This is a genomic window from Aquimarina sp. EL_43, from assembly GCF_943422735.1.
GTDB classification, from domain to species: domain Bacteria; phylum Bacteroidota; class Bacteroidia; order Flavobacteriales; family Flavobacteriaceae; genus Aquimarina; species Aquimarina megaterium.
This window is the reverse complement of the sequence record NZ_CALSBR010000001.1, coordinates 4,650,983-4,673,755: the sequence shown is the minus strand read 5'-3', so window position 1 is coordinate 4,673,755 and position 22,773 is coordinate 4,650,983. Positions and strand designations below refer to the sequence as shown.

15 protein-coding genes are annotated in these 22,773 nt (G+C 31.9%); 2 read left to right on the top strand and 13 right to left on the bottom strand.

What is annotated here, in order from left to right; genetic code table 11:
- Positions 1–247 precede the first annotated feature (247 nt).
- Both NNL09_RS20085 and NNL09_RS20080 read right to left on the bottom strand, forming a co-directional pair.
- The gene (locus NNL09_RS20085) at positions 248–3,841 is read right to left on the bottom strand and encodes a M1 family aminopeptidase (protein ID WP_196910152.1); all 3,594 of its coding nucleotides are present in this window, start codon (positions 3,839–3,841) and stop codon (positions 248–250) included.
- A gap of 32 nt (positions 3,842–3,873) precedes the next feature.
- Positions 3,874–4,755 carry an ABC transporter ATP-binding protein gene (locus NNL09_RS20080; RefSeq protein WP_025663865.1) on the bottom strand — a complete coding sequence of 294 codons (882 nt, stop codon included), beginning with the start codon at positions 4,753–4,755 and terminating at the stop codon, positions 3,874–3,876.
- Between the two features lie 223 nt (positions 4,756–4,978).
- Between NNL09_RS20080 and NNL09_RS20075 the strand changes: the two genes are divergently transcribed.
- Complete coding sequence (locus NNL09_RS20075; RefSeq protein ID WP_196910153.1) at positions 4,979–6,019, top strand: sensor histidine kinase; 1,041 nt, start codon at positions 4,979–4,981, stop codon at positions 6,017–6,019.
- Positions 6,016–6,741 carry a LytTR family DNA-binding domain-containing protein gene (locus NNL09_RS20070; protein ID WP_196910154.1) on the top strand — a complete coding sequence of 242 codons (726 nt, stop codon included), beginning with the start codon at positions 6,016–6,018 and terminating at the stop codon, positions 6,739–6,741. The genes NNL09_RS20075 and NNL09_RS20070 overlap by 4 nt, the downstream gene beginning before the upstream one ends.
- Positions 6,742–6,778: 37 nt before the next feature.
- On the opposite strand, the gene NNL09_RS20065 is transcribed toward NNL09_RS20070, so the two are convergent.
- The 11 genes from NNL09_RS20065 to NNL09_RS20015 form a co-directional block, all read right to left on the bottom strand.
- Positions 6,779–8,500: an efflux RND transporter periplasmic adaptor subunit gene (locus NNL09_RS20065; RefSeq protein ID WP_196910155.1), complete on the bottom strand. Its 1,722-nt coding sequence runs from the start codon at positions 8,498–8,500 to the stop codon at positions 6,779–6,781.
- Positions 8,493–9,206, bottom strand: coding sequence for a PepSY domain-containing protein (locus NNL09_RS20060; protein WP_196910156.1), 714 nt, complete (start codon positions 9,204–9,206; stop codon positions 8,493–8,495). The genes NNL09_RS20065 and NNL09_RS20060 overlap by 8 nt, the downstream gene beginning before the upstream one ends.
- Before the next feature lie 2 nt (positions 9,207–9,208).
- Complete coding sequence (locus NNL09_RS20055; protein WP_196910157.1) at positions 9,209–11,710, bottom strand: heavy metal translocating P-type ATPase; 2,502 nt, start codon at positions 11,708–11,710, stop codon at positions 9,209–9,211.
- A 77-nt stretch (positions 11,711–11,787) separates the two neighbouring features.
- Entirely contained in the window at positions 11,788–12,348 is a 561-nt protein-coding gene (locus NNL09_RS20050; RefSeq protein WP_231389112.1) for an AraC family transcriptional regulator, read from the bottom strand.
- A gap of 46 nt (positions 12,349–12,394) precedes the next feature.
- Complete coding sequence (locus NNL09_RS20045; RefSeq protein ID WP_196910158.1) at positions 12,395–12,958, bottom strand: DUF3347 domain-containing protein; 564 nt, start codon at positions 12,956–12,958, stop codon at positions 12,395–12,397.
- Between the two features lie 29 nt (positions 12,959–12,987).
- Positions 12,988–14,205 (bottom strand): TolC family protein, encoded by a 1,218-nt coding sequence (locus NNL09_RS20040; protein ID WP_196910159.1) that lies wholly within the window; start codon positions 14,203–14,205, stop codon positions 12,988–12,990.
- Entirely contained in the window at positions 14,202–17,936 is a 3,735-nt protein-coding gene (locus tag NNL09_RS20035; protein WP_196910160.1) for an efflux RND transporter permease subunit, read from the bottom strand. The genes NNL09_RS20040 and NNL09_RS20035 overlap by 4 nt, the downstream gene beginning before the upstream one ends.
- Positions 17,937–18,043: 107 nt before the next feature.
- Positions 18,044–18,460 carry a hypothetical protein gene (locus tag NNL09_RS20030; RefSeq protein ID WP_196910161.1) on the bottom strand — a complete coding sequence of 139 codons (417 nt, stop codon included), beginning with the start codon at positions 18,458–18,460 and terminating at the stop codon, positions 18,044–18,046.
- Positions 18,461–18,645: 185 nt separating this feature from the next.
- The gene (locus tag NNL09_RS20025; protein WP_025663854.1) at positions 18,646–19,323 is read right to left on the bottom strand and encodes a LytTR family DNA-binding domain-containing protein; all 678 of its coding nucleotides are present in this window, start codon (positions 19,321–19,323) and stop codon (positions 18,646–18,648) included.
- The gene (locus NNL09_RS20020; protein ID WP_196910162.1) at positions 19,320–20,324 is read right to left on the bottom strand and encodes a sensor histidine kinase; all 1,005 of its coding nucleotides are present in this window, start codon (positions 20,322–20,324) and stop codon (positions 19,320–19,322) included. Before NNL09_RS20020 ends, NNL09_RS20025 begins: the two co-directional genes overlap by 4 nt.
- A gap of 21 nt (positions 20,325–20,345) precedes the next feature.
- On the bottom strand, positions 20,346–22,646 hold the full coding sequence (locus tag NNL09_RS20015) for a TonB-dependent receptor domain-containing protein (RefSeq protein ID WP_196910163.1): 2,301 nt from the start codon (positions 22,644–22,646) through the stop codon (positions 20,346–20,348).
- Positions 22,647–22,773 lie beyond the last annotated feature (127 nt).

Sequence of the window (22,773 nt, the reverse complement as noted above, 5' to 3'; positions counted from 1 at the left end):
AATTTTTGGTAAAGATAGAAGTATAAATAGAGTATTCTGTACAGTTTTAAAAAAGCTGGCGAATAAATGGCTTTACATGGCGTATCATATTCATCACGATTTTGTCCAACAGTTGTGAGGCCTATAATATTTTGCCTTCAGCCATGGCATAAGAGTAAGAAACTAAAATTAGAAGTATTAATCATTTTTTTGCTTTACCCTACTCTTATGCTATTTTGCTGAATATCTATAAAAGATTAGACCTATCTCAAAATTCTTTACTATTATCATCGATTACCCGTTCTATTAATAATCGTTTTGGATCGATTACAGCTTTTGCAGGAATGGTATCAACCTCAAAAGAAAAATTCATCTTCTCATCGGTAAAAAGAACCCTTTTTGAGTAAATCAAGTGCTTTTTATCTGTATCTCTATATACTCCTATATCTACCCAATCGTGTTGTTTTACTTTAGTTTCTGTACCCAGACTATCAACTTTTATTTTATACGCTTCAATATCCATAGAAACTTCATATTTTCCGTTTCCTTTTCTTTTATAATCAGCATTATTTAAACGATAATCATATAAGGTGATTTCTTTTATCCAGTCGGTTATCAAGTAATTTAATGAATCGGGAACTTGTGGTTTTAGATGTCTTAAAAAATCATGAGTTGTTGGATAGGGTGATTCTTTATATTTATATTCATCCAAAAAGGTTTTTAAAGCAGTATTCATTTTCTTTTCTCCTATATAATCTTGTAAAGCATACAAGACAACACTTCCTTTACCATAATGAATATATCCTTGATTTTCTACTTTGTACAAAGGCAATTCTTTTTCGGTTTCAGCACTTCTGCCTTTTAGATATTTTTCAAAATCATAATTTAGATATTGTTTCATTTTACTATCATCCTTTATCCTGTTTTTCATTACCATCAATGCGGCATACTCTGAAAAACTTTCAGATAACATAGTAGCTCCTTGCATATTTGCTCCTACTATCTGGTGTGCCCAATATTGGTGCGCCATCTCATGTGCTATGATGGCTTCAATAACATTGTTATCATTTTTGTTTGACAGGTCTGTTGTAAATCCACCGCCCTCGGTATAAGGCATCGTACCCGGAAACGCTTGTGCAAAGTTATAATACCTCGGAATCTCAATGATTCTGGCTTGGTTATGGACATAAGGTCCAAAGTTTTTGGTATAATATTTCAATGATTCTTCTATAGCATCCAGCATCATATCAATATTATAATCATGATCTTTATGATAATATACTTCGAGATCTATACCATTCCACTTTTTGCGAGATACCTTATACTCTGCAGACATAAAATTGACAAAATTTAAAGAGCTGTGATCATTTTTATACTTAAAATATGAACGCCCATTAGCTCTCCATTCTTTTATTAATGTTCCAGGAGCAATAGCAATTTGATTACTTGATGTTGAAATAATCGTTTCAACATTTACCCAATCAGATTCTCCTTCGGTAAAATAATTTTGTTTAGTGTTAATATCATCATTAGCATTTAAAGTAGCCATTCGTTTTCTGGAAGGGAAATTATATTTCTTTCTGTCATTTTGATCCATGAGCTCATTATTTTTATCATATCCAATTGTAGGTAATATATAGCTACACTCGATAAAAGTTCCATTTTTTGCTACACGTAAATTTGAAACAGTGTTTTCGAACCCCTGACTTTTATATACAGCATCTATAACAATATCAATTTTAGAGCCTGGTTGTAACGGAGTATCTAATTTATATATTTGATACCCTAATTCTTTATCATCAAGAACTAATTTTGCATCCGGAACCTTTAAAACAATATCCCATTTCTCTTTTGCATAGTATCGTGAAATAGAGTAATGCAAAGAATCTATTGTCACATTTGTCTTGTTTAATAAACTAATATGAGTTTTGGCCAATAAATTACGTTCCTTGGGATAGATATCAACTTTATAAGTAACATCACCAAACTTAGGTTGTGGGGTATTTTCATATTTTTTATATTTCTTTTCGTAAGAAACCTGCATGACTTCTATTTCATTGGCAGATTTATAGGGATTTATTATTTGTGTATTGTAATAAACAAAGCTGGTTGTTAAGAAAAATAAATGAACAATTGTAATTAGAATCAATGCATATTTCTTTGTAAAATGCTTCTTGGCAGACTTAATTCTATCTTTTATTCTTTTTACAGAACCTCTTATCCATAAAAGACTTCCTATAGTAATAAGTAATAAACCAAACAATATCCAATATAAACTAAACCAGTTTTTTGAAATCAGAGCTTCACTAAAACCGTTCATGTCAGAATATTGATAGTTTGGTGTAAAACCAAGATTTAACATAAATGACTCTATTCCTAAAGCATCCACAATAACAAATTCAAACAAGAACAGTAATACTATTGAAATAAAATAGCTTATATATTTATGGTTTATAATAATTTGTATGAATACCAAAATACAAGACCAGGCTATATACATTAATAATCCAGAGTAGATAAAATCTAATACATACACATGGATATCTGGACTAGTGTATCCACTTAATAATTGATAACTTATAGAAATCAAAATAAGAAATACATCAAATACAACATTAATTACTATTAATGAAGTAATTTTGGCAAGAAGCAAAACGATTGAACTGTGCGGTGATCCATCTATAACTCCGTTAATATTACTTGATCGTTCTTTCCAAACTAATTCTCCGCTAAAAAAAACTAACATGATCATTCCAACAATCGTACATATAGGTCGATTGAAATCCAACATTTTATAAGTAACATGATAAGACTTAACTCCATAAAAATCAAAACCATTTAGTAATTTATTAATCAAAATTAGAGCCCCGACAATAAGCATTATTTTAAAAGTGTTACTTTTTAAAATGGTGTAAAAGTTTATTTTAAAAAAACTAATAAACTGCTTTATTGAAGTCATGAAATTAAAACTACTTTGCACTCTTGGAAGACTATAAATTTTGATAGTTTGATCCTTTTTACTGGCTTTCTTTTCTTTTTCTGCTTTTTTATTCTTCTGAATAAATGAAAAAGATATATATGAACTAACGATAATAACAAGTGCTATAATTACCCATATAATTCTATTGATAAATAACCAACCATTAACAGAAATAACATTTGTGTTTTTTTCAACACTTGTAAAGTATTTAGAATCTATTTGATATGCTCTAACTCCTAACATATCTGTGATTGCAGCTAAGTATTCGGTGTTTATATCGGTTAAAAATGTTCCCGCAACCAGATATCCAATAATAATGATAACTGTAGCGATAAAAGATATAATAGTACTTTTCCATTTTAGAGCTATGGCATAAATAATGGCTCCCGAAACAAACATATTTGGTAAGACATATAAAAAATAATTATTTACAAAAACGTTCAATTGCAGGTCTCCTACTCTATTGGCATTCATCATTCCTTCTTCGGGTCCCATATTTGATCCAATTAAAAACCCAAGAAACACACCTAACAATGGGATTGTAGACAGAAAAAGCGCTCCAAAAAAACGACCAAAAAAGTAGCCAGCTTTATAAATGGGTGTGCTAAAAATAATTTCATCAAAATGATTTTGATAATCTCTCAAAGCCGCATTATTAAAATATGCTGTAGCGATTAGCAATCCAAAAATTGACATATTCGCTACATAAATGGTGATAATATGTGGTGCATTTTTTAAGACGTTTCCTACTGCTCCTCCAAATACTATATTTTCATTGACAACCCCTATAGTCGCAATTATTGTAAATATGGAAAAGAATATATATGTCATGGGTCTTTTTATACCCATAGAAATCTCTTTCAAAAAGAATGTTTTAAACATAGTGTTACGTTTTTAGTTGATGAATACAGTATTTAGACTACTTCTCTGGTCGTATTAATTTTAGAGAAAAACACATCTTCCAGAGTTGGTGGAACAAGAGTAAATCCTACTCCCGGTTTTATGTCACTTAAAACATGAATTAAAGGTTTACCCCCAACCATTTTATTCGAGATAATCATATGTTCATTACTATACTCTTCAAGTTCATTTCGCCCAATTAGCTTCTGCCATACTTTATCGTTTAATTCATCAATTACATGTTGCGGTCTACCCTTACAGATTAGTTTTCCCTGATTCATAATCGCCATATTTTGGCATAGTTCTCTCACATCTTCTACAATATGTGTAGAAAGAATAATAATAACATCTTCTGCTACATCTGCGAGAAGGTTATGAAATCTATTTCTTTCCCCGGGATCTAATCCTGCAGTAGGCTCATCAACAATAATTAGTTTAGGATTGCCAATTAAGGCTTGAGCAATACCAATTCTTTGTTTCATCCCACCAGAAAAACCTTTTACACTTTTGTTTCTTTTTTCATACAGATTTACTTTTTGCAATAAAAAATTTACTAATTCTATTCTTTCCTTGTTATTGGTTATTCCCTTCAATATTGCTAAATGATCTAGTAATTGCTTTGCTGTAATTTTTGGGTATACTCCAAATTCTTGTGGTAAATACCCTAATATTTTTCGCAATTCAATTGGGTTTTCGAGAATATTGATATCATTCAAATATATTGTACCACTATCGGCCTCCTGTAAGGTGGCTAACGTTCTCATTAGCGATGATTTCCCAGCTCCATTAGGCCCCAACAAACCAAACATTCCGTTAGAAATTTCTAGGGAAAGGCTATCTAATGCTTTTACTCCATTCGAATATGTCTTGCATAAATTTTTGATTACTAATTCCATAAATTATTGTTTTAAAATCAGGAACAAAAAGAAGGTAAGAGCAAGAAGAAATCAATTTTTTTTAACCAACTCCTTTATATAAATAGCTAAAAAGTATATTATTATTAATGAATGCTGTTCGTTGATAAAAAACATAGTTTCATTGATGAAAATATGGTATTCATTAATTAGAATAGTCAAACTCCAATAGTTTTAATATTTTTATTTCCAAGAATACATTACTATGAAAATTCAAACATTAGATGCTAGGAAAAAAAACATTTTTATTAATGTTTTGGTACTGTTTAGTATCATTTTGATAGTTGTATTTGGTTTTGTTATTTCAGATAAAAACGCATTTACACTATCATCTTTAACTAATTATTTTCTTCAAGCTACTACAAGCATTCTTTTGTTAATAGCCCCTCCTGTTTATTTCAATATTTATTGGATTATCCCCAGGTATTTAGTAAAAAAACGATATTTCATTTATGTTATATTACTTCTTATCGTAATCATTGGTTGGGGGTATATAATAGGATATGGCGAACCCTTAATGGATCACTATTGGTTTAATCAACCATACCAGGAAATGGAACCAGAAAAAGGTATCACTGGCATGATTGTTATTATACTGATTTCTACATTATTAAACTTATCCTATAGATGGTTTATTCAACTCTCTAAAATAAACCAAATCGAAAATGATCGTCTTCATTTAGAATTGTCATTACTAAAAAATCAAATCAATCCGCATTTCTTCTTTAATACATTAAATAACTTGTATGCGCTTTCACTTGAAAAATCTGATAAAACAGCATCGTTAATTTTGAAATTGTCTGAAATAATGCGTTATACAATTTATGATTGCAAAGAACCCAAAGTTTCTATTGGAGGAGAAGTAACATATTTAGAAAATTTTATTGAATTGCAAAAAATGCGGCATCATAATCGTGGAATTATTACTTTCGAAAAGAATATAGATAATGAAGCAAAACAAATAGCGCCCATGATCTTAATTGTGTTTTTAGAAAACGCATTTAAACACGGTTTTGATCACATGGAAAAAAATGCATTTATAAATTTTAAACTACAAGCAACAGAAAAATTAGCACATCTGTATATTGAAAATAATTTTAGTGATACAGAAAATGGAAATGATGGTGGGATTGGTCTTGAAAATGTAAAAAGAAGATTATCTTTAATTTATCCAAATGCACATGAACTAAAAATTAGTAAAAAAGATACTGTTTTTACTGTTGATTTAAAATTAAATCTAGAATGAACTGCATAACTATAGATGACGAACCTTTGGCACATAAAGTGATAAAAAACTATTGTACCAATCTTTCATTTTTAAATGTTGTTAAAGAATGTTATTCAGCATTTGACGCTATGAATTATTTGAATGACAATCAGGTAGATTTAATTTTTTTAGATATCAATATGCCAAAACTTAAAGGATTAGATTTCTTACGTACGTTAAGTGATCCTCCTCTAATTATTGTAACTACAGCATATCAGGAATATGCTATTGAAGGTTATGAATTAAATATTCTGGATTATCTCTTAAAACCATTTAGTTTCGAACGGTTTTTGAAGGCTATAAATAAAGCTCAAAGTCAAAAGAAAATGATGGATAGCATGCAAAAAGGAACGCAAAACCAAGTTTTATCAAACACTAAAAATATAAACCAAAATGATAGCATATTTGTAAAAGGAGACAAAAAAATGCATCAAATTCAATTAGATAGTATTTTATATCTAGAAAGTTTAGGAAGTTATGTCAAAATACATCTCGAGAATGAGACCATTACATCATTAGACAGGTTAACCAATTTTGAAAACACTTTACCAGAAAATCAATTTTTAAGAATACATCGTTCCTATATAATTGCTCTTAAAAAAATACAAACGATTGAAGGTAATCGCTTAAAAATAACAGGAATTGATATTCCCATTGGTAATGTATATAAACATAACTTAACCAATGCTATTAAAAAATAGTGTTAGTATTAAAAGATGATGTTTCTTTTTCCTATCTCTATTTAATTGTATTAATAACACTACCGCAAGTTAGCATTGCATCACCAAAATAAGGATTACGAATTTCTTTTTCTTTACTTATCCAAATAGCTCCTTTATTAGTATTAGCCATCGGGCATTTTTGTACATATATTGCTGTATTTAATTCAGTAAAGTTGGATACTAACGCTACTATATTCTCATTCAATAAAACAAAATAGGTTCTTTGTTTTTCTAATTCTTCAGTATTTGCAAGATGATCTAACGTGTTAATACTATTTGTAAAATGAGTTTTTTCTACGGTACTCAGGTTTGAAGTTTTAATTGCTTTTAAGATTTTATTTGTCGCTTTAGCAAAAGTAGAAACCTGAGAAGCATTAGAATCTACAAATGCATCTTTCATTTGTAAGTATGGTATAAAGGCTGGTAAAAAGTCTTTCTGAAACGATTTTGACACCTCCATTTGCATTTCTATATGTCCTTCATGGCCAGTCATAGCTTTTCCTCCTTCTTTGTTCATCATTGATTTTTTACCTTGTAATTGTGCAGCTGCATCAACAGTAAATGCTCCGTTAGTTACAATCTCATCATCATTATCAAGTCCATTTAGAATTGTATATGTATTTCCTGTAGCACTTCCCAATACTACTTCTCTCATTTCAAAAATAGGTTCGGTAGCACTTGTTTTTACGTACACTACAGAACGTTCACCTGTCCATAATACAGCACTTGCCGGAACAACAAGGGGCTGCGTTGTCATTTCGGTTTTACTTGCTACACTACCAGTCACGAACATTCCTGGTTTAAAAAGATGATCACTATTATTAAGATTAGTTCTTATTCTAACGGTTCTTGTTTTAGCATTTAAAGTCGGATCTATAAAAGAAATTGTGCCTTTAAATTTTTTGTCGGGATAGGCTGTGGTAGTAATATTGATTTGCTGCCCTTTTTCAAATTGTGCAATTTGGTTTTCGTATACATCAAATTCTGCCCATACTGTACTAAGATTACTCACTTTTAAAATAGGCTGCCCTTGTTTTATATAATCACCTTCTGCACTCATTACTTCTAAAGCAGTACCTGAAACGGTTGCATAAACGGGAAAGTTTTCCTGAACTTTACCAGAAGATTCTATTGCTTTGATTTGATTGTCTGAAAGTTTCCATAACTTTAATTTATTACGAACAGCTTTATATAGTATTGGTTGAGATTCTTTAAGTGATACTGCAGTAATAAGTTCTTGCTGTGCTGCGATAAGATCAGGGGCATATATAGTTGCTAATTTTTGTCCTTTTCTAACTTCTTGTCCTTTATAATTAATGTTTAACCGTTCGATTCTACCATCAAAATAACTGGCTTGTACTGCATTTGCCTCTTCATTTTCCATTATTTTCCCAGATAACGTAATCCCGTTTTTATCGCTTGTTGTTAAGTCCCCAATATTAGTAGTTTGGATATTTGCTAATGCCATAGCATTCTCGGTCATTTTAAATTGATCAGCAGATAGACCATCTGTTTTGGTTCCTGCCGGAATTAGATCCATACCACATATCGGACAATCACCAGGTTCTGTCTGCATGATTTGTGGGTGCATCGAGCAAGTCCACATTTGATCCGTTGTAGCTTCTTCCTGATGATTATTGTGATTATGTTGTGTAGAATCGTTACTACCAAAAATAAAGTAACCTCCTAATAGTCCCACAAGAACTGCTATACCTATATAAATGATGTTCCTATTCATGACGTTTATTTTTTTTTATTTTTCTAATGGTTGGCGAGGATACAAACCATAATGTAAATCCACTTAATACCGTTATTAATCCTAATAGAGAGAAAGCTCTAAGAATGATTGTATTAAAATTATCTCTTCCTTCATAATCCATGGTATGAGTCATCCAAAGAAAATCAAACCAACGCCACGATCGATGTCTTACTCTTTGGAAATTTCCATCTTTTACCGAGATATATGCTTTTACTTTTTGAGAGTGCTCATATGAAATAACATAGGCTGGTAGTGGTCTTTCACGATATTCATGATGATTACCTACTTTTTCTATTTTTTCTATACCTATTACTTCTAATTCTGGTGACATATTCTTTTCTGCAATTTTTAAAGCTTCAGAAGCAGTAATTTCAGGTTTTGATACTCCGGTTGTTGCGTTAAAAAGTTGCTTCTTATTTATCCAATAATATGGTTGCCCCGCTATTTCTCTAAGCTCTAATGATTGGATAGCTTCCTTTGTTTCTATTTGAGAAGGTTTTATCAAGTCGTTAAAGGATATAACATCAATATTTTCATTTTTAAATTGATCTCCATGAATATCATCAATATCTGTCCAGCTAAAATATAAACCACTAACCGTCCATAGCAAAAACTGAATTCCTAAAAAGAGGCCTAAGTACCTATGTACTTTTCTAATTTTTATTGCTGTTTGTCTTTTAACCATATCTAATTAATATGTATTGTTTTTAATCGTAAAGCATTAGTTATTACGGATACAGAACTAAAACTCATTGCCAGAGCTGCAATCATAGGAGATAACAGAATTCCGAAAAAAGGGAAAAGTACTCCGGCAGCTATAGGTACTCCTAATGCGTTGTAAATAAGTGCGAAGAAAAGGTTTTGTTTGATATTCTTCATTACTTTATCACTCAATTTTTTTGCTTTCACAATACCTTGTAAATCTCCTTTTACCAAAGTAATAGTTGCACTCTCTATTGCTACATCAGTACCTGTACCCATTGCAATACCAACATCACTTTTTGCAAGAGCAGGAGCATCGTTAATACCATCTCCAGCCATCGCAACTACCCTACCACTATGTTGTAATTTTTCGACCTCACCGAGTTTATCTTCTGGTAACATCTCTGCTTTAAAATTTGTGAGATTAAGTTCATTAGCTACTGCATGGGCTGTATTATAATTATCCCCAGTAAGCATAATAATTTCAATTCCTCTATCCTGTAATTGTTTAATAGCTTTACTACTAGTTTCTTTGATTTTATCTCCTATAACGATATAACCTGCTATATCTTGGTCAATAGATAAATACGACACAGTTTTTCCTTTTTTCTGATAAGATTCAGCTTGTTTTTTAAATTCATCTGAAATAGACACATTGGCATATTCTAGCAGTTTTTCATTACCCAATATCACTTTTAGGTTTGCAATACTCCCTTCTACTCCTTTTCCTATTACTGCTTTAAATTCGCTTACATCTAACAATTTAATATGCTGTTCTTTTCCATATTTCACAGTTGCCTGAGCTAATGGATGTTCACTTAAATTATTAAGAGAAATGATGTATTGAAGAATTTCTTCTTTACCAAATCGATCTCCAACAGGTACTACGTTTTCAACAGTAGGTTTTCCTTCAGTTATAGTTCCTGTTTTGTCTACAATAAGGGTATCAACCTTGTTCATGATTTCGAGTGCTTCTGCCTTTTTAATAAGCACACCATTTTGAGCTCCTTTTCCAACTCCAACCATTACAGACATAGGTGTAGCCAATCCTAAGGCACACGGACAGGCAATAATGAGTACAGCAATCGCATTTACAAATGCATAAACATAAGCAGGATTGGGACCATAAAATGCCCAAACGGCAAATGTAATTAGCGCTATAACAACCACTATAGGAACAAAATATCCCGAAACAATATCTGCCAGTTTTTGAATAGGTGCACGACTACGACTTGCATCATTTACCATTTGTATAATCTTTGACAAAAGCGTTTCGGATCCCACTTTTTCTGCTTTCAATAAAAAAGAATGATTTCCATTAATTGTACCGCTACTTACCTGATCGCCTTCAGTCTTATCTACTGGTATTGGTTCACCTGTAATCATTGATTCGTCTACAGATGTTTGCCCCTGAAAGATTGATCCATCTACGGGTATTTTATCTCCAGGTTTTACACGTAAGATATCACTCAATTCGATCTGGTCTATAGAAATTTCTTCTTCTATCCCTTTTACAACACGTATTGCTTTGTTAGGTACAAGCTTTAATAACTCCTTAATCGCAGAATTTGTTTTGCTATGTGCTCGCGATTCTAATACTTGTCCCATAAGCACGAGCGTTAAGATAACAGTGGTCGCTTCAAAATAAACATGTACTGTTCCTGATTCTGTTTTAAACTGATCTGGAAAAAAATCAGGGAAAAGTATAGCTAAAACACTAAACAACCATGCAACACCTGCCCCAACACCAATAAGAGTAAACATATTGAGGTTCCAGATTTTTATAGAACGTACGGCACGTTCAAAAAACATCCAGGTAGCATAAAACACTACAGGAACAGAAAGTACAAACTGAATCCAGTTCCAGTATTTTAAGTCTAAAATATCATTAAGTGGATTACTCGAAAACATATCTGACATCGCTATTATAAAAATAGGGACCGTAAATAGTACAGCTATCCAGAATTTCTTTAGTAGTTTTTTATAATTCTTCTCTTCTTCAGAAATATCTGGTTGTAATAGCACTAAATCCATACCACAAATAGAACAGGACCCCGGAGCATCTTTAATTACTTCTGGGTGCATCGGACAACCATATTGTTCTTTAGTAATGGTATGTATAGTTACTTCTTCAACCAAATCCATCCCACACACGGGGCAATCCTGTAATGTATTGTATGTTTTATCTTCTTCGCAATACATAGGACAATAAAAAACACCTGCACCTTTTCCTTTAGGTTTAGCCTGTTTTGGTTTATCATCGTGATTTTGCATCCCAGGAAGGTGAATTTCATAACGTCCTCCTTCTCTTGCTAATCTTTCTTGAAAAACAGTTAAAGAAATGTGTTCTTCTGTCTCAATAATTGCTTCTGCTTTTTCAAGATCAACAGACGCACTGATCACACCATCCATAGTATCAAGGATGTACTCTACATGACCTCTACAGCCATTACAAGTCATTCCAGATATTTTATATATGTGTTTCATCTGCTATATTTATTGTTGTTTGATCTTCAAAATTATTGAGTTCACATCTCTTTTTATTTGATAATTATGGTTTCTTCTTATACAATTCGGTCTAGTGGTTGGCGATCCCACAATTGTAGGTTTTTAAAGTTACTCATAGACATCCCGGTAATTGTTTTAAACTGTTTTGCCAGATGGCTTCCGCTTTTATAATTCAATGTATATGCTATTTCAGAAAAACTTAAATTTCCCATTTGAATATATTCCTTCGCTTTTTCAATTTTAAGACGAATAAAATATTTTTCTATAGTCAAACCTTCATTACTACTAAACAATTTACTTATCACAGAATAGTCCCTATGCATATATTTTGAAATAAGGTCAGATAGATTTTCATTTAATATGTTTTCTTTTGACAATTCGCTTATCAAATAGGATTTCACTTGTTCTACAATAAGATCTACTTCATCATTTATGATCTCGAAACCATTACGGGTAATGATCTCATTTACTTTTTTAAAAATCGAGCTATCAATACTGCTAAAGACGATCTCTCCCAATTCTATTGTTTCAACAGGAATTTTGGCATTTTCAAACTCCTGTTGTAGTACAGTTTTACACCGATTGCAGACCATATTTTTAATTAAAATTTTCTTCATCTGTTAATAGTATTGTTTTAGAGATCAGATGGAATAGCCAGTATACTTATTTTATAGTTTTGGCAACACTACCACATTTTAACATACGATCTCCAAAATATGGGTTTCTAATTTCTTTTTCTTTAGACAACCAATATGCCCCTGTATTATCAAATGCCATTGGACAATATTGCTTATAAACTTCTCCCGATGATAATGCTCCGTTAAGTAAGGTTTCCATTTGAGTAGTAACTTCTGTAAACGCTTTTCTTTGTGCCTCGATGTCATCTGTATTGAATATTGACTCAGCCGCCAATTTAAACACTTCATTCTCTGTCACTTTGGCAAGCATTTGAGCTCCTGTTTTTGCTTCATTAACATCTGTGTTTACCAAAGCAGTCTTAATATGGATATAATGCTGAAAAGCTTCTGCTGTCTTAGCATCTGTAAACTGAACCTCTGTTGTTTGTTCTACATCATGACTACTATGATCTTCGTTATGCTCCACCTCAGAATGATGATCTTGTTTCTCTTCTGTTTTAGATGTATCATTCTCTTTGCAAGATAGTATTGTTAATGCTAGTATTGCTCCCAAAATTATTCTAATATCATAAATTTTTAAGTTTCTCATTTGTTTATTTTTTTTAAATATTATTGTTTTTAATTTGTTAAGTAATTGATTATTGCAGCTTCTATATAGTATAACTGTATGCTCTCTATTTGATTGAGCTGAAATTTAAGCTGTAGTTCCTGGATGTCTAATACATCATTAAAATCTATAGTCCCTGTTTCATAGCTTTTTATTAATATTTCTTCTGCATTTTTAGCCTGTTTTAAATTTTCTTTCTGGGTATTGTATTTGATTCTTGCAGTATTTCTATTCGAAATAGCCTTTCCTAAAATCGTTTCCATACGATTTAATCGTTCTTCTTTTTGCGCTGTAATTTCTTGCTGACGTAATTCGTTTTGACGAGTTCGGGAATCATGACGTTTATTAAATATTGGTATAGAAAAAGACACCATAGGCATTATAATATCCTTACCATTATCACTTATAGTAACATCATTTCTCTCTGATACTGGTATGTAGTCAAGTCCAAAGCCAATTTGTGGTGCCTTTTCTTTTCGATTAAGTAATTCTGATTGTTTTATGCTTTCATATATTTTATCGTATTTAAGTAATTCTGGATTAAGTTGTAAATTTTCATTATTGGTAATAGGATCTTCTAGTGGTATGTTCATTTCACCGGGAACAATTATATCAATATCAGAATCTCGATTGAGTAAAGCATTAAAAACTATTTGTTCTGCCAGAAAACTTTCTTTAAGTACTCCTTTATGCTGTTTTAATTCATTTTGACGGATTTGTAGCCTTAGTACATCAACTGCAGAGGCTTTACCAACTTCTACAGATGTTAATGCCAGCTTCTCATATGTTTGCAATAGTAGAATTTTATCTTCGAGGATTTTTTGTTTGTTTTGTATAGCAAACAATTTATAATACGATTGAGAAATTGAAAGTGCTAATTTTCTTTTCATAATTACAATATCTACATATTCTGCCTCTGCCATAGCAGTAGAATAATTCTCTCTTGCTGTGATTGTTCCAAACCAAGGTAGCTTTTGTTGGATCGAAAATTTTGCACGCTGCGCTCCTGTACGTGTTTCAGGTTCGCTTACAAAATACCCTACACCAAACTGTGTATTAGGTATCGTGTTTACTTCTTTTATTTTTTCTTTTGCAACAGCATAACGCAATTCAAAAGACTGAATTTTAGCACTATTAAGCCATCCTTCTTGAATATATGATTCAAGTTGTTGAGCATGTGTAAAAACTGAAATGAAAAGAAATCCTATTATGATATTTAAATGTTTCATTTATTCATTTGTTTAAGTTGAACTTCTTTTTTCCAACCAAATAATACAGGTACTACAAATAGTGTTATAAGTGCAATCCCCATCCCTCCAAAGGAAGGAATTGCCATGGGTATCATAATATCACTCCCACGACCGGTAGATGTTAATATTGGTAATAGTGCAAGAATTGTAGTTGCGGTGGTCATGAGGCATGGACGAATTCTTTGCTCTCCTGCTTCGATTACAGATGTTCTAATATCATCAAGGGATTTTGGTTTATTTTTATCAAACGTCTGTTTAAGATAAGTAGCCATTACTACTCCATCATCTGTAGCAATACCAAAAAGTGCTATGAAACCAACCCATACGGCAACACTCAGGTTGATTGTATGAACCTGAAACAGATCTCGCAAGTTTTCGCCAAAGAAACTAATGTTTAAAAACCAATCCTGACCATATAGCCAGATCATTAAAAACCCGCCAGAAAAAGCTACTGCAATACCTGTAAATACTATGAAAGAAGTAGTTATTGAGCGAAACTGAAAATAGAGAATCAAAAAGATAATGGCCAAAGCTAGAGGTACTACTATAGACAATGTCTTTTCTGCCCTAAGTTGATTTTCATAAGTACCTGTAAATTGATAGGTGATTCCTTTTGGAACAATCAGTTCATTATTATCAATCTTAGTTTTTATCAGATGTTGCGCATTCTTAACGACATTTACTTCTGCAAAACCATCTTTCTTATCAAATAAAACATAGCCTACAAGAAATGTATCCTCGCTTTTTATCACTTGCGGTCCTTGTTCATAACGAATATCTACCAATTCGCTTAACGGTATCGAACTTCCTTTTTTTATGGGAACGTAAATAGTTGCAAGATCTGTTGGATTTGCCCGAAGTTCTCGTGGATAGCGTACTCGAACTCCATAACGTTCTCTGCCTTCAACTGTTTGTGTAAGGGAGATCCCTCCTACTGCGACTTCCAGAATTTGCTGAACCTGTTCAACAGATACTCCATAACGTACTAATTGTTCTCGATCAATGTCAATAAGTAGATAAGGTTTCCCAACAATACGGTCGGCAAAAACAGCTTCATCTTTTACACCATCTACCTCTTTCAGTATCTCTTCTAATTGGATTCCAAAAGCTTCAATTTGTTTTAAGTTTTGCCCTTTTACTTTAATACCCATTGGTGCGCGCATTCCCGTTTGTAGCATTATCAATCGGGTTTCTATCGGTTGTAATTTTGGAGCAGAAGTTACTCCAGGTAATTTTGTGACGTTTATGATTTCACTCCAAATATCATCTGGACTCTTGATTTCTGGTCTCCAGTTGCGGTAGAATTCACCGTTATTATCAGGAATAAGACTTTCTCTATTAATCGAGAAATATTTCTTTTTTGATACTTTACTGGTTTTATCAGGATTAACATCATAGTTTTTATTGTCAATCAAATTACCATCTTTACTTATAAATAAGCCGTCCTCATTAACCTTATATCGTTGTCTCTTACCATTTTCATTAAGCATATACTCGGGCTTATACAAAATAATGTTCTCATACATTGATAATGGAGCAGGATCAAGAGAAGATTCTGTTCTTCCGGCTTTACCAACAACAGTTTTAATTTCAGGAATACTTGCTACTGCCATATCCAATTGCTGTAATATCCTTTTATTTTCTGCCACTCCAGCATGTGATAATGTGGTCGGCATCAATAGGAAAGATCCCTCATTTAATGAAGGCATAAATTCTTTCCCAATATTTTTCATGATTAAAAAACCAAAAATAACGATAATGGTGGGTAGAGATAGGAATAGTAATTTATTGTTCAACGCCCATCGTAATATTCTGGTATAGTATTTTCTAAACAGCGTAAAAGTACCTAACAACCCAAAGCAAATGATTCCTACAAAAATGAGGTTAACAAACATACTTTTATCAACTCCAAGAGGTCTCCAATACTCTGATAGTAAAAACACTATAGTTATTACCGCTATACTAATATTTGTCAAATCAATATGCTTTTGTGAAACCACACCTCTTAAGCCAAGAATAGCAGTTATTGCGAAAGCTATCAAAATGATACCTAACCATATACCATTAAAAATTACTATACCTCCTAATACAATTAAAACACCATTGATGATATAACTTATTGAAGTTTTTATATTTTTCTTTTTGAATAGAAAAGCAGCAAATGGAGGGATGAGGAACAAGGCTACTATGATTGATGCTGTAAGTGCCATTGTTTTGGTAAATGCTAATGGTCTAAATAGTTTTCCTTCTGCACCAATCATCGTAAATACAGGAATAAAACTGATTATGGTGGTTAGTACTGCTGTTAATATCGCTCCAGAAATCTCTGCAGTAGCATTATACACTACTGTATTCACTGGTAAATGATTTTTATTTTCATCCAAATGCCTTATAATGTTTTCTGAAAGTATCACTCCCATATCTACCATAGTACCAATAGCAATGGCAATACCGGATAAAGCAACGATATTGGCATCAACGCCAAACAATTTCATTGCTATAAAAACCATTAAAATGGCTACTGGTAAGAGTCCTGAAATAAGAATTGAAGCTCTAAGATTAAATACCATAATAATGACAACAAGAAAGGTTATCAAAATCTCTAAGGTAAGAGCGTCATTAAGTGTACCTATTGTTTCATGAATAAGTTCGGTTCGATCATAAAAAGGAACTATGGTTAATTGTGAGGTACGACCATCTTTTAATTGTTTAGATGGTAATCCGGTACTGAGTTCGCTAATTTTATCTTTCACATTATTGATAACCTCTAATGGGTTTGCTCCATAACGTGCAACAACAACGCCTCCTACTACTTCTGCACCTTCTTTATCTAGAATACCCCTTCTTGCTTCTGGCCCTAAACTAACGCTGGCAATATCTTTAATACGTATTGCGGTAAATTCTTCTGACGTCACTACGGCATTTTCTATATCGCCTATAGATTTTATGTATCCTAAACCACGAATAAGGTATTCTGCTTGATTAATTTCTAAAGTCTGCGCACCAATATCCCGATTTGATTGTTTAACTGCATTAACAATTTGCTGTAAACTAATGTTATACTGGCGCATTAACTCTGGATGCACATCTACTTGATATTCTTGTACGTACCCACCAATAGAAGCTACCTCTGATACTCCGCCTGCAGATGATAATGCATATTTTACATAATAATCCTGGATACTTCTTAGTTCTTGTAAATCCCAACCACCAGTTACATTACCGTTTTCGTCCCGTCCTTCTAAAGTATACCAAAAAATCTGACCTAAACCAGTTGCATCGGGGCCCAAACCAGGGCTTACTCCATTTGGCAATAACCCTGATGGTAGTGAGTTTAGTTTTTCCAGAATACGACTCCTACTCCAATAGAATTCTATATCTTCTTCAAAAATGATATAAATACTAGAAAATCCAAACATCGAAGAGCTACGAATGGTCTTTACTCCAGGAACTCCTAAAAGTGAAGTAGTTAAGGGATATGTAATCTGATTCTCGATATCTTGCGGCGACCGTCCTTGCCATTTTGTAAATACAATTTGCTGGTTTTCGCCAATATCTGGTATGGCATCAACCGCTACAGGGTCGCTAGGTAATATTCCGGTTTGCCACCCAAATGGTGCATTTACTACGCCCCACCCTACAAAGAGAGCTACCATAAGGACTGCAACCAATTTATTCTCGATAAGAAATTTGATGCTTTTGTTTAGCATATACTTTGATTATTTGATAATTAGAAGAAGACGTTATCTGTAAAGTACAAACAACAATTCTAGCCCAAATGGATCATCACCGGGCATAATTTTAATACTCTAATGTATCAAATAAGAAAGGTTTCGTTAAGCACATGAATATCCTTGACTAAGAAAGGAGGCGGATACTCTTTAAAAGGGATGATATTATTCTCAAGTCCTTCGAAAAGGTTTATATATGAATAATAAAAGATAGCAACAAAAGCCTGTTGCTCTAAAGTGATTTTATCCAATGAATTTTGAAGCTCATCCTGTCCATCAAAAGTAAGTTGCTTATCTGTACAACAGCTTTTTTTGGCCATTATCGAACATTCGATGGAATTAGAAACTTGTTGGTCCATTCCACAAGTTTTTGCCTCTTTAAACAAAGCAACATCTACTAAAGTGTTTCCACAATAATGCATATCTACAGTAAACGATATAGTAGATACAAGTACTACCATCGCCATTAAAACAGATAATATTTTATGGATTAACTTTTTCATTTATATAGCAAATCTACAAAAAATAGATCTAACGAATTTTGTTTAACAGAAGTTTAATCTTTTAGTTTAAAAAAATTACGCTTTAAATATTTAACATATCGAAAGACTTTTCTGTAATAATTAAGGTCGATTATTCTCCTTTTTATTACTTTGTAACTGTATTTTTTAATTCCTGAATGGCCTTCTTATTTTTTAATAATATTAAAGAAAGATGTTCTATATGTTTTTCCTATAGGAACGGCTTCTTTTTCTATGTGCACAAGGTTCCCTTCTATTCTATCAATTTTTCTAAAATTAATAAGGTATGATCTATGAATCCTTATAAAACCATCTTCTTTAAGTTTATATTCCCAGTTGCTCAAACTATCCTGAACTAGCAATTTCTTTTCACTATAGTGTATATATACGTAATCGGCTTCTGATTTAATATAATTAATATCGGTTTTGATTATTTTATAAAAGGTTTTATCTGTATATACAAATAGTTCTTTTTCATTATGAATCGTATTTTTATCTGTAAGGGTATTTTGTATTCGCATTACAGATTTTAAAAATCTATGATAAGAAAAAGGTTTGAGTAGGTAGTCTTCTACGGCTTCTTCAAAAGCATCAATTGCATAATCTCTATAGGCAGTTGTAATAATAACTTTTGGTTTTATTTCTAAACTTTTTAAGAAATCTAAACCATTAGCTCCTGGCAATTGTATATCTAATAATATGAAATCTACTTCGTTAAGGACATATAAAGGTAATTCTGAAACTGACTCAAAAACACCAATGCATTCGATATCTGAAGACTGCTCTATATATTTGATCAATAATTGCTGTGCGGGCAGTTCATCTTCTATAATGATACATCTCATTTTAGATCAATTTTTAAATTCACTTTAAAAGTACCTTCTAATGACTCGATTGTAAGCGTATGTTTATTTGGATACAATAAAGCTAATCTCTTTTTTACATTTTCGATACCAATCCCACTATCTTTCCATACTTCTGATTGTTTTGAAGAATATCTGGGATCATATCGATTTTCTACCCATAAATTGAGTACATCATTTGCTAGTTTTACATCGATACAAAGCGGTATTTTCTTCCCTTCTACCATACTTGAATACTTAAATGCATTTTCAATAAAAGGAATCATTAACAATGGCGGTATATCCTGTTTTGGATTATCCAGAGTATTAGAAAATTTAATATCTATTTTTTTTCCTAGTCGGGCTTTTTGCAATTCTATATATCCATTAATAAATTCTATTTCTTGTAGTAAGGGCACATTTGGTTTTTCTCCTTCATGCATTAAATAATGTAAGCTATCAGAGAGTTTTAGAATTTTATCTGCCAACACTTCATCTTTAAGAATTGCATTAGAATACAACATATTTAAGGTATTAAATAAAAAATGAGGGTTTAGCTGTGCTTTAAGACTCTTTAATTCTGCCTGAACTCGTTCTTGTTCTGTTCTTTCTAATATTTGGTTACTTATGATATTTTTCTTAATCGTAAATATGGCCAGAAAAAAAGCATTTATCAATAAGTATTCTACTGTTTTATTAATAAAACAAAGCCTAAAATTGCATTGACAAGTTTTACCATTTAGGTAACAGTTTAAATATACTATACAAAGAAAGATTATTAAAAATACGATCAACGCTTTTATGCCTTTGTAATTTTTTACTAAGAAAAAATGAGCAATATATACCGAAACTCCAATAAAAACAGTATTCAAGACTGCTTCAGTGAAATCAAAAGAAAACCTGTTACGATCACCAAACTTAATGATAGGATAGGTAAAGTATAATATCCAAAATAGGATATGTAACCCTATTTCAAAATATTTTATTTCAAACACTTTTTTCATACGCTTCTCGTAAATTTAATATTAATCAATGAGACCACTATTGTAGCGTCTTGATTTTTTATTTCGCTGTTTCACAGTTCCCCCATCTATGCGATAAGAAAACGCCAAATGTACAACCCTGGAAATAGGTTTATATGCATAGTCTTGTAAAAACCCAGTGCCAGAATTGATACCTTCAAAACGTTGCGTATTAAAAAGGTCTGTTACCCGTAAATTTAGACTTCCCATATTTTTTAAGATTTTATGCCTGATTCCTAAATCTATTTTTTGGGTAGTCTCCTGGGTATAAAAAAATCCTTTTGAAGGACCATTATAACGCCAGGATACCACCATGTTCGTTTTTTGAGATATTTTGAATTGATTTTTTAGAGTTAGGTTATAGCTTCTGTTAAAATTACGGGTAAAGCCAATTTGATCATTTTTAAATTCTTCATAATTCCAATTAAAGTTTAAATCAGTATTTAACCAATTATAGGGTTTTATGTGTATCGCCATTTCTACTCCATAAGCATTCGTTGCGCCATTATTTACAGAAGTATATACATTAATACCATCATCATTTACATAATTATTGGTTGTAATAACATTCTCTTTAAGACGATAGGCAAAAGCTGGTGTTATTTTTAGACTTTTCTTTTTGAATTGATAAGAAACATCAAAATTATTTGAAAACTCTGGCTCCAAAGCTGGATTTCCCTGACTAATCGAAAACTCATTAATCTGAAAAGCTATAGGGTTTACTTGGCTTAAGGTAGGTCTGGATGTTCTTCTATTGTATCCAAAAATAAATGTTTGATCTTCTTGTACTGTATAACTTAAATGCAAAGAGGGAAATAAGTTCGTAAAATCACTTTCTATACTGGTGTTATCTGTTTTAAGATTTGCTTTTCTCACAAATAACTCTCCCCTCACTCCTGCCTGAATGTTTATTCCTTTTAGATTATATTTTAGTAAGGAGTATGCTGCATACGTTGATTGTGTATTTTCAAAACTTTCTTGTGATATAGTAATATTGTCTTCATTAAAAAAAGAACGTGAATTATCAAGGTTTTGTCGATTCCAAAATGTTCCAGCTTCAATCTTGAACTTCTCACTTAGGACTCCCGAATAATCCATTGCCATACTTGTGATAAAAACGTCGTTATCGGTAGCATTATCTGTGATTCCCAGATTTGGTCTAAAATCACTTTTTAGAATATTTGCATTATCAGATAACTGAATATCTATTTCAAGAAAATTTTCTCTCTCCTTAAAATAACGCCTATAATTACCATTGGCATTAAATGTTTTATGAGAATGACTACCCAAAATGTTTTGAAAAGTAGTAATATCATTCTGAAATATATTGGCTTTATTATCTAAAACATGTCCATTATCTGTATAGTCTAAACCTAAAGAAAATTCATTATCATCATTAGGAAACCAGTCAATACCACCATTAATTTTATACACGTCTCCATCAAATTTAAAATCGCTTAACTGTGTAAATGGTTGAGTTCCTGATCGATTTTGGGTATTTTCATTTTCAAAGATATTCTTCTTGTAAGAACCACCAAATCTATAACTAGTTTTAGATCTTCCATAATTAATTGCACCATTTGCACCGTGGCTTCCCAAGGAATTACCATTTAAACTTGTAGTTATGGCAATCCCTTTACGTACTTTTTTATGGGTAATGATATTAATAATTCCGGTAAGGCCATTAGCTTGATATTTTGCAGATGGTGATGTTATTATTTCAATTTTATTGATTTCATCAGAAGGAATTTGTTGCAATAATTCTGTTGTACTTAATGGCGAAGGTTTCCCATTAACTAGTACATTTACATTTTGACTTCCTCTTAGACTAATATTTCCATTTTGATCTGCCTGTACTTCGGATAATTGACTCAATACTGTTGCTGCATCCCCCCCGCCAGATAATAAATCTTTTCCTACATGTACTACTTTTTTATCGATTAATTGTTTTACGGTAGTTTCTTCTGCGACAAGTGTTACTTCATCCAGCGTTGTTGCTTCTGTTCTCATCGTAATATCCAAAGTGGTATTTTTATCGATTACTACAGAGGATACATACGTTTCGTATCCTATAAAACTTGCTTCTACAGTATATTTACCATCTTGATAATCAATATTATAAATACCATTATCATTAGTTGTTACACCTTCTAAAAACTCTCCTTCTTGGTTTTTTAAAATTACAGTTACATAAGGTATTGGTTTATTGGTATCTATATCAATAATTTCACCTTTCAAAGATTGAGAGAAAGAGTTGAGAAAAGACAATAATAGAATAATAATGATTGTAATTAATCGAGCCATTACTTTTTGTTTTTGATATGGCTCAAAACTACAACCAGATACTAGCACTAGTAATTAATATCTATGAATGGCTTTAGTTTATCTATGAATGTCATTTAGAGAATATTCATTTTTAAAATTAAAATAC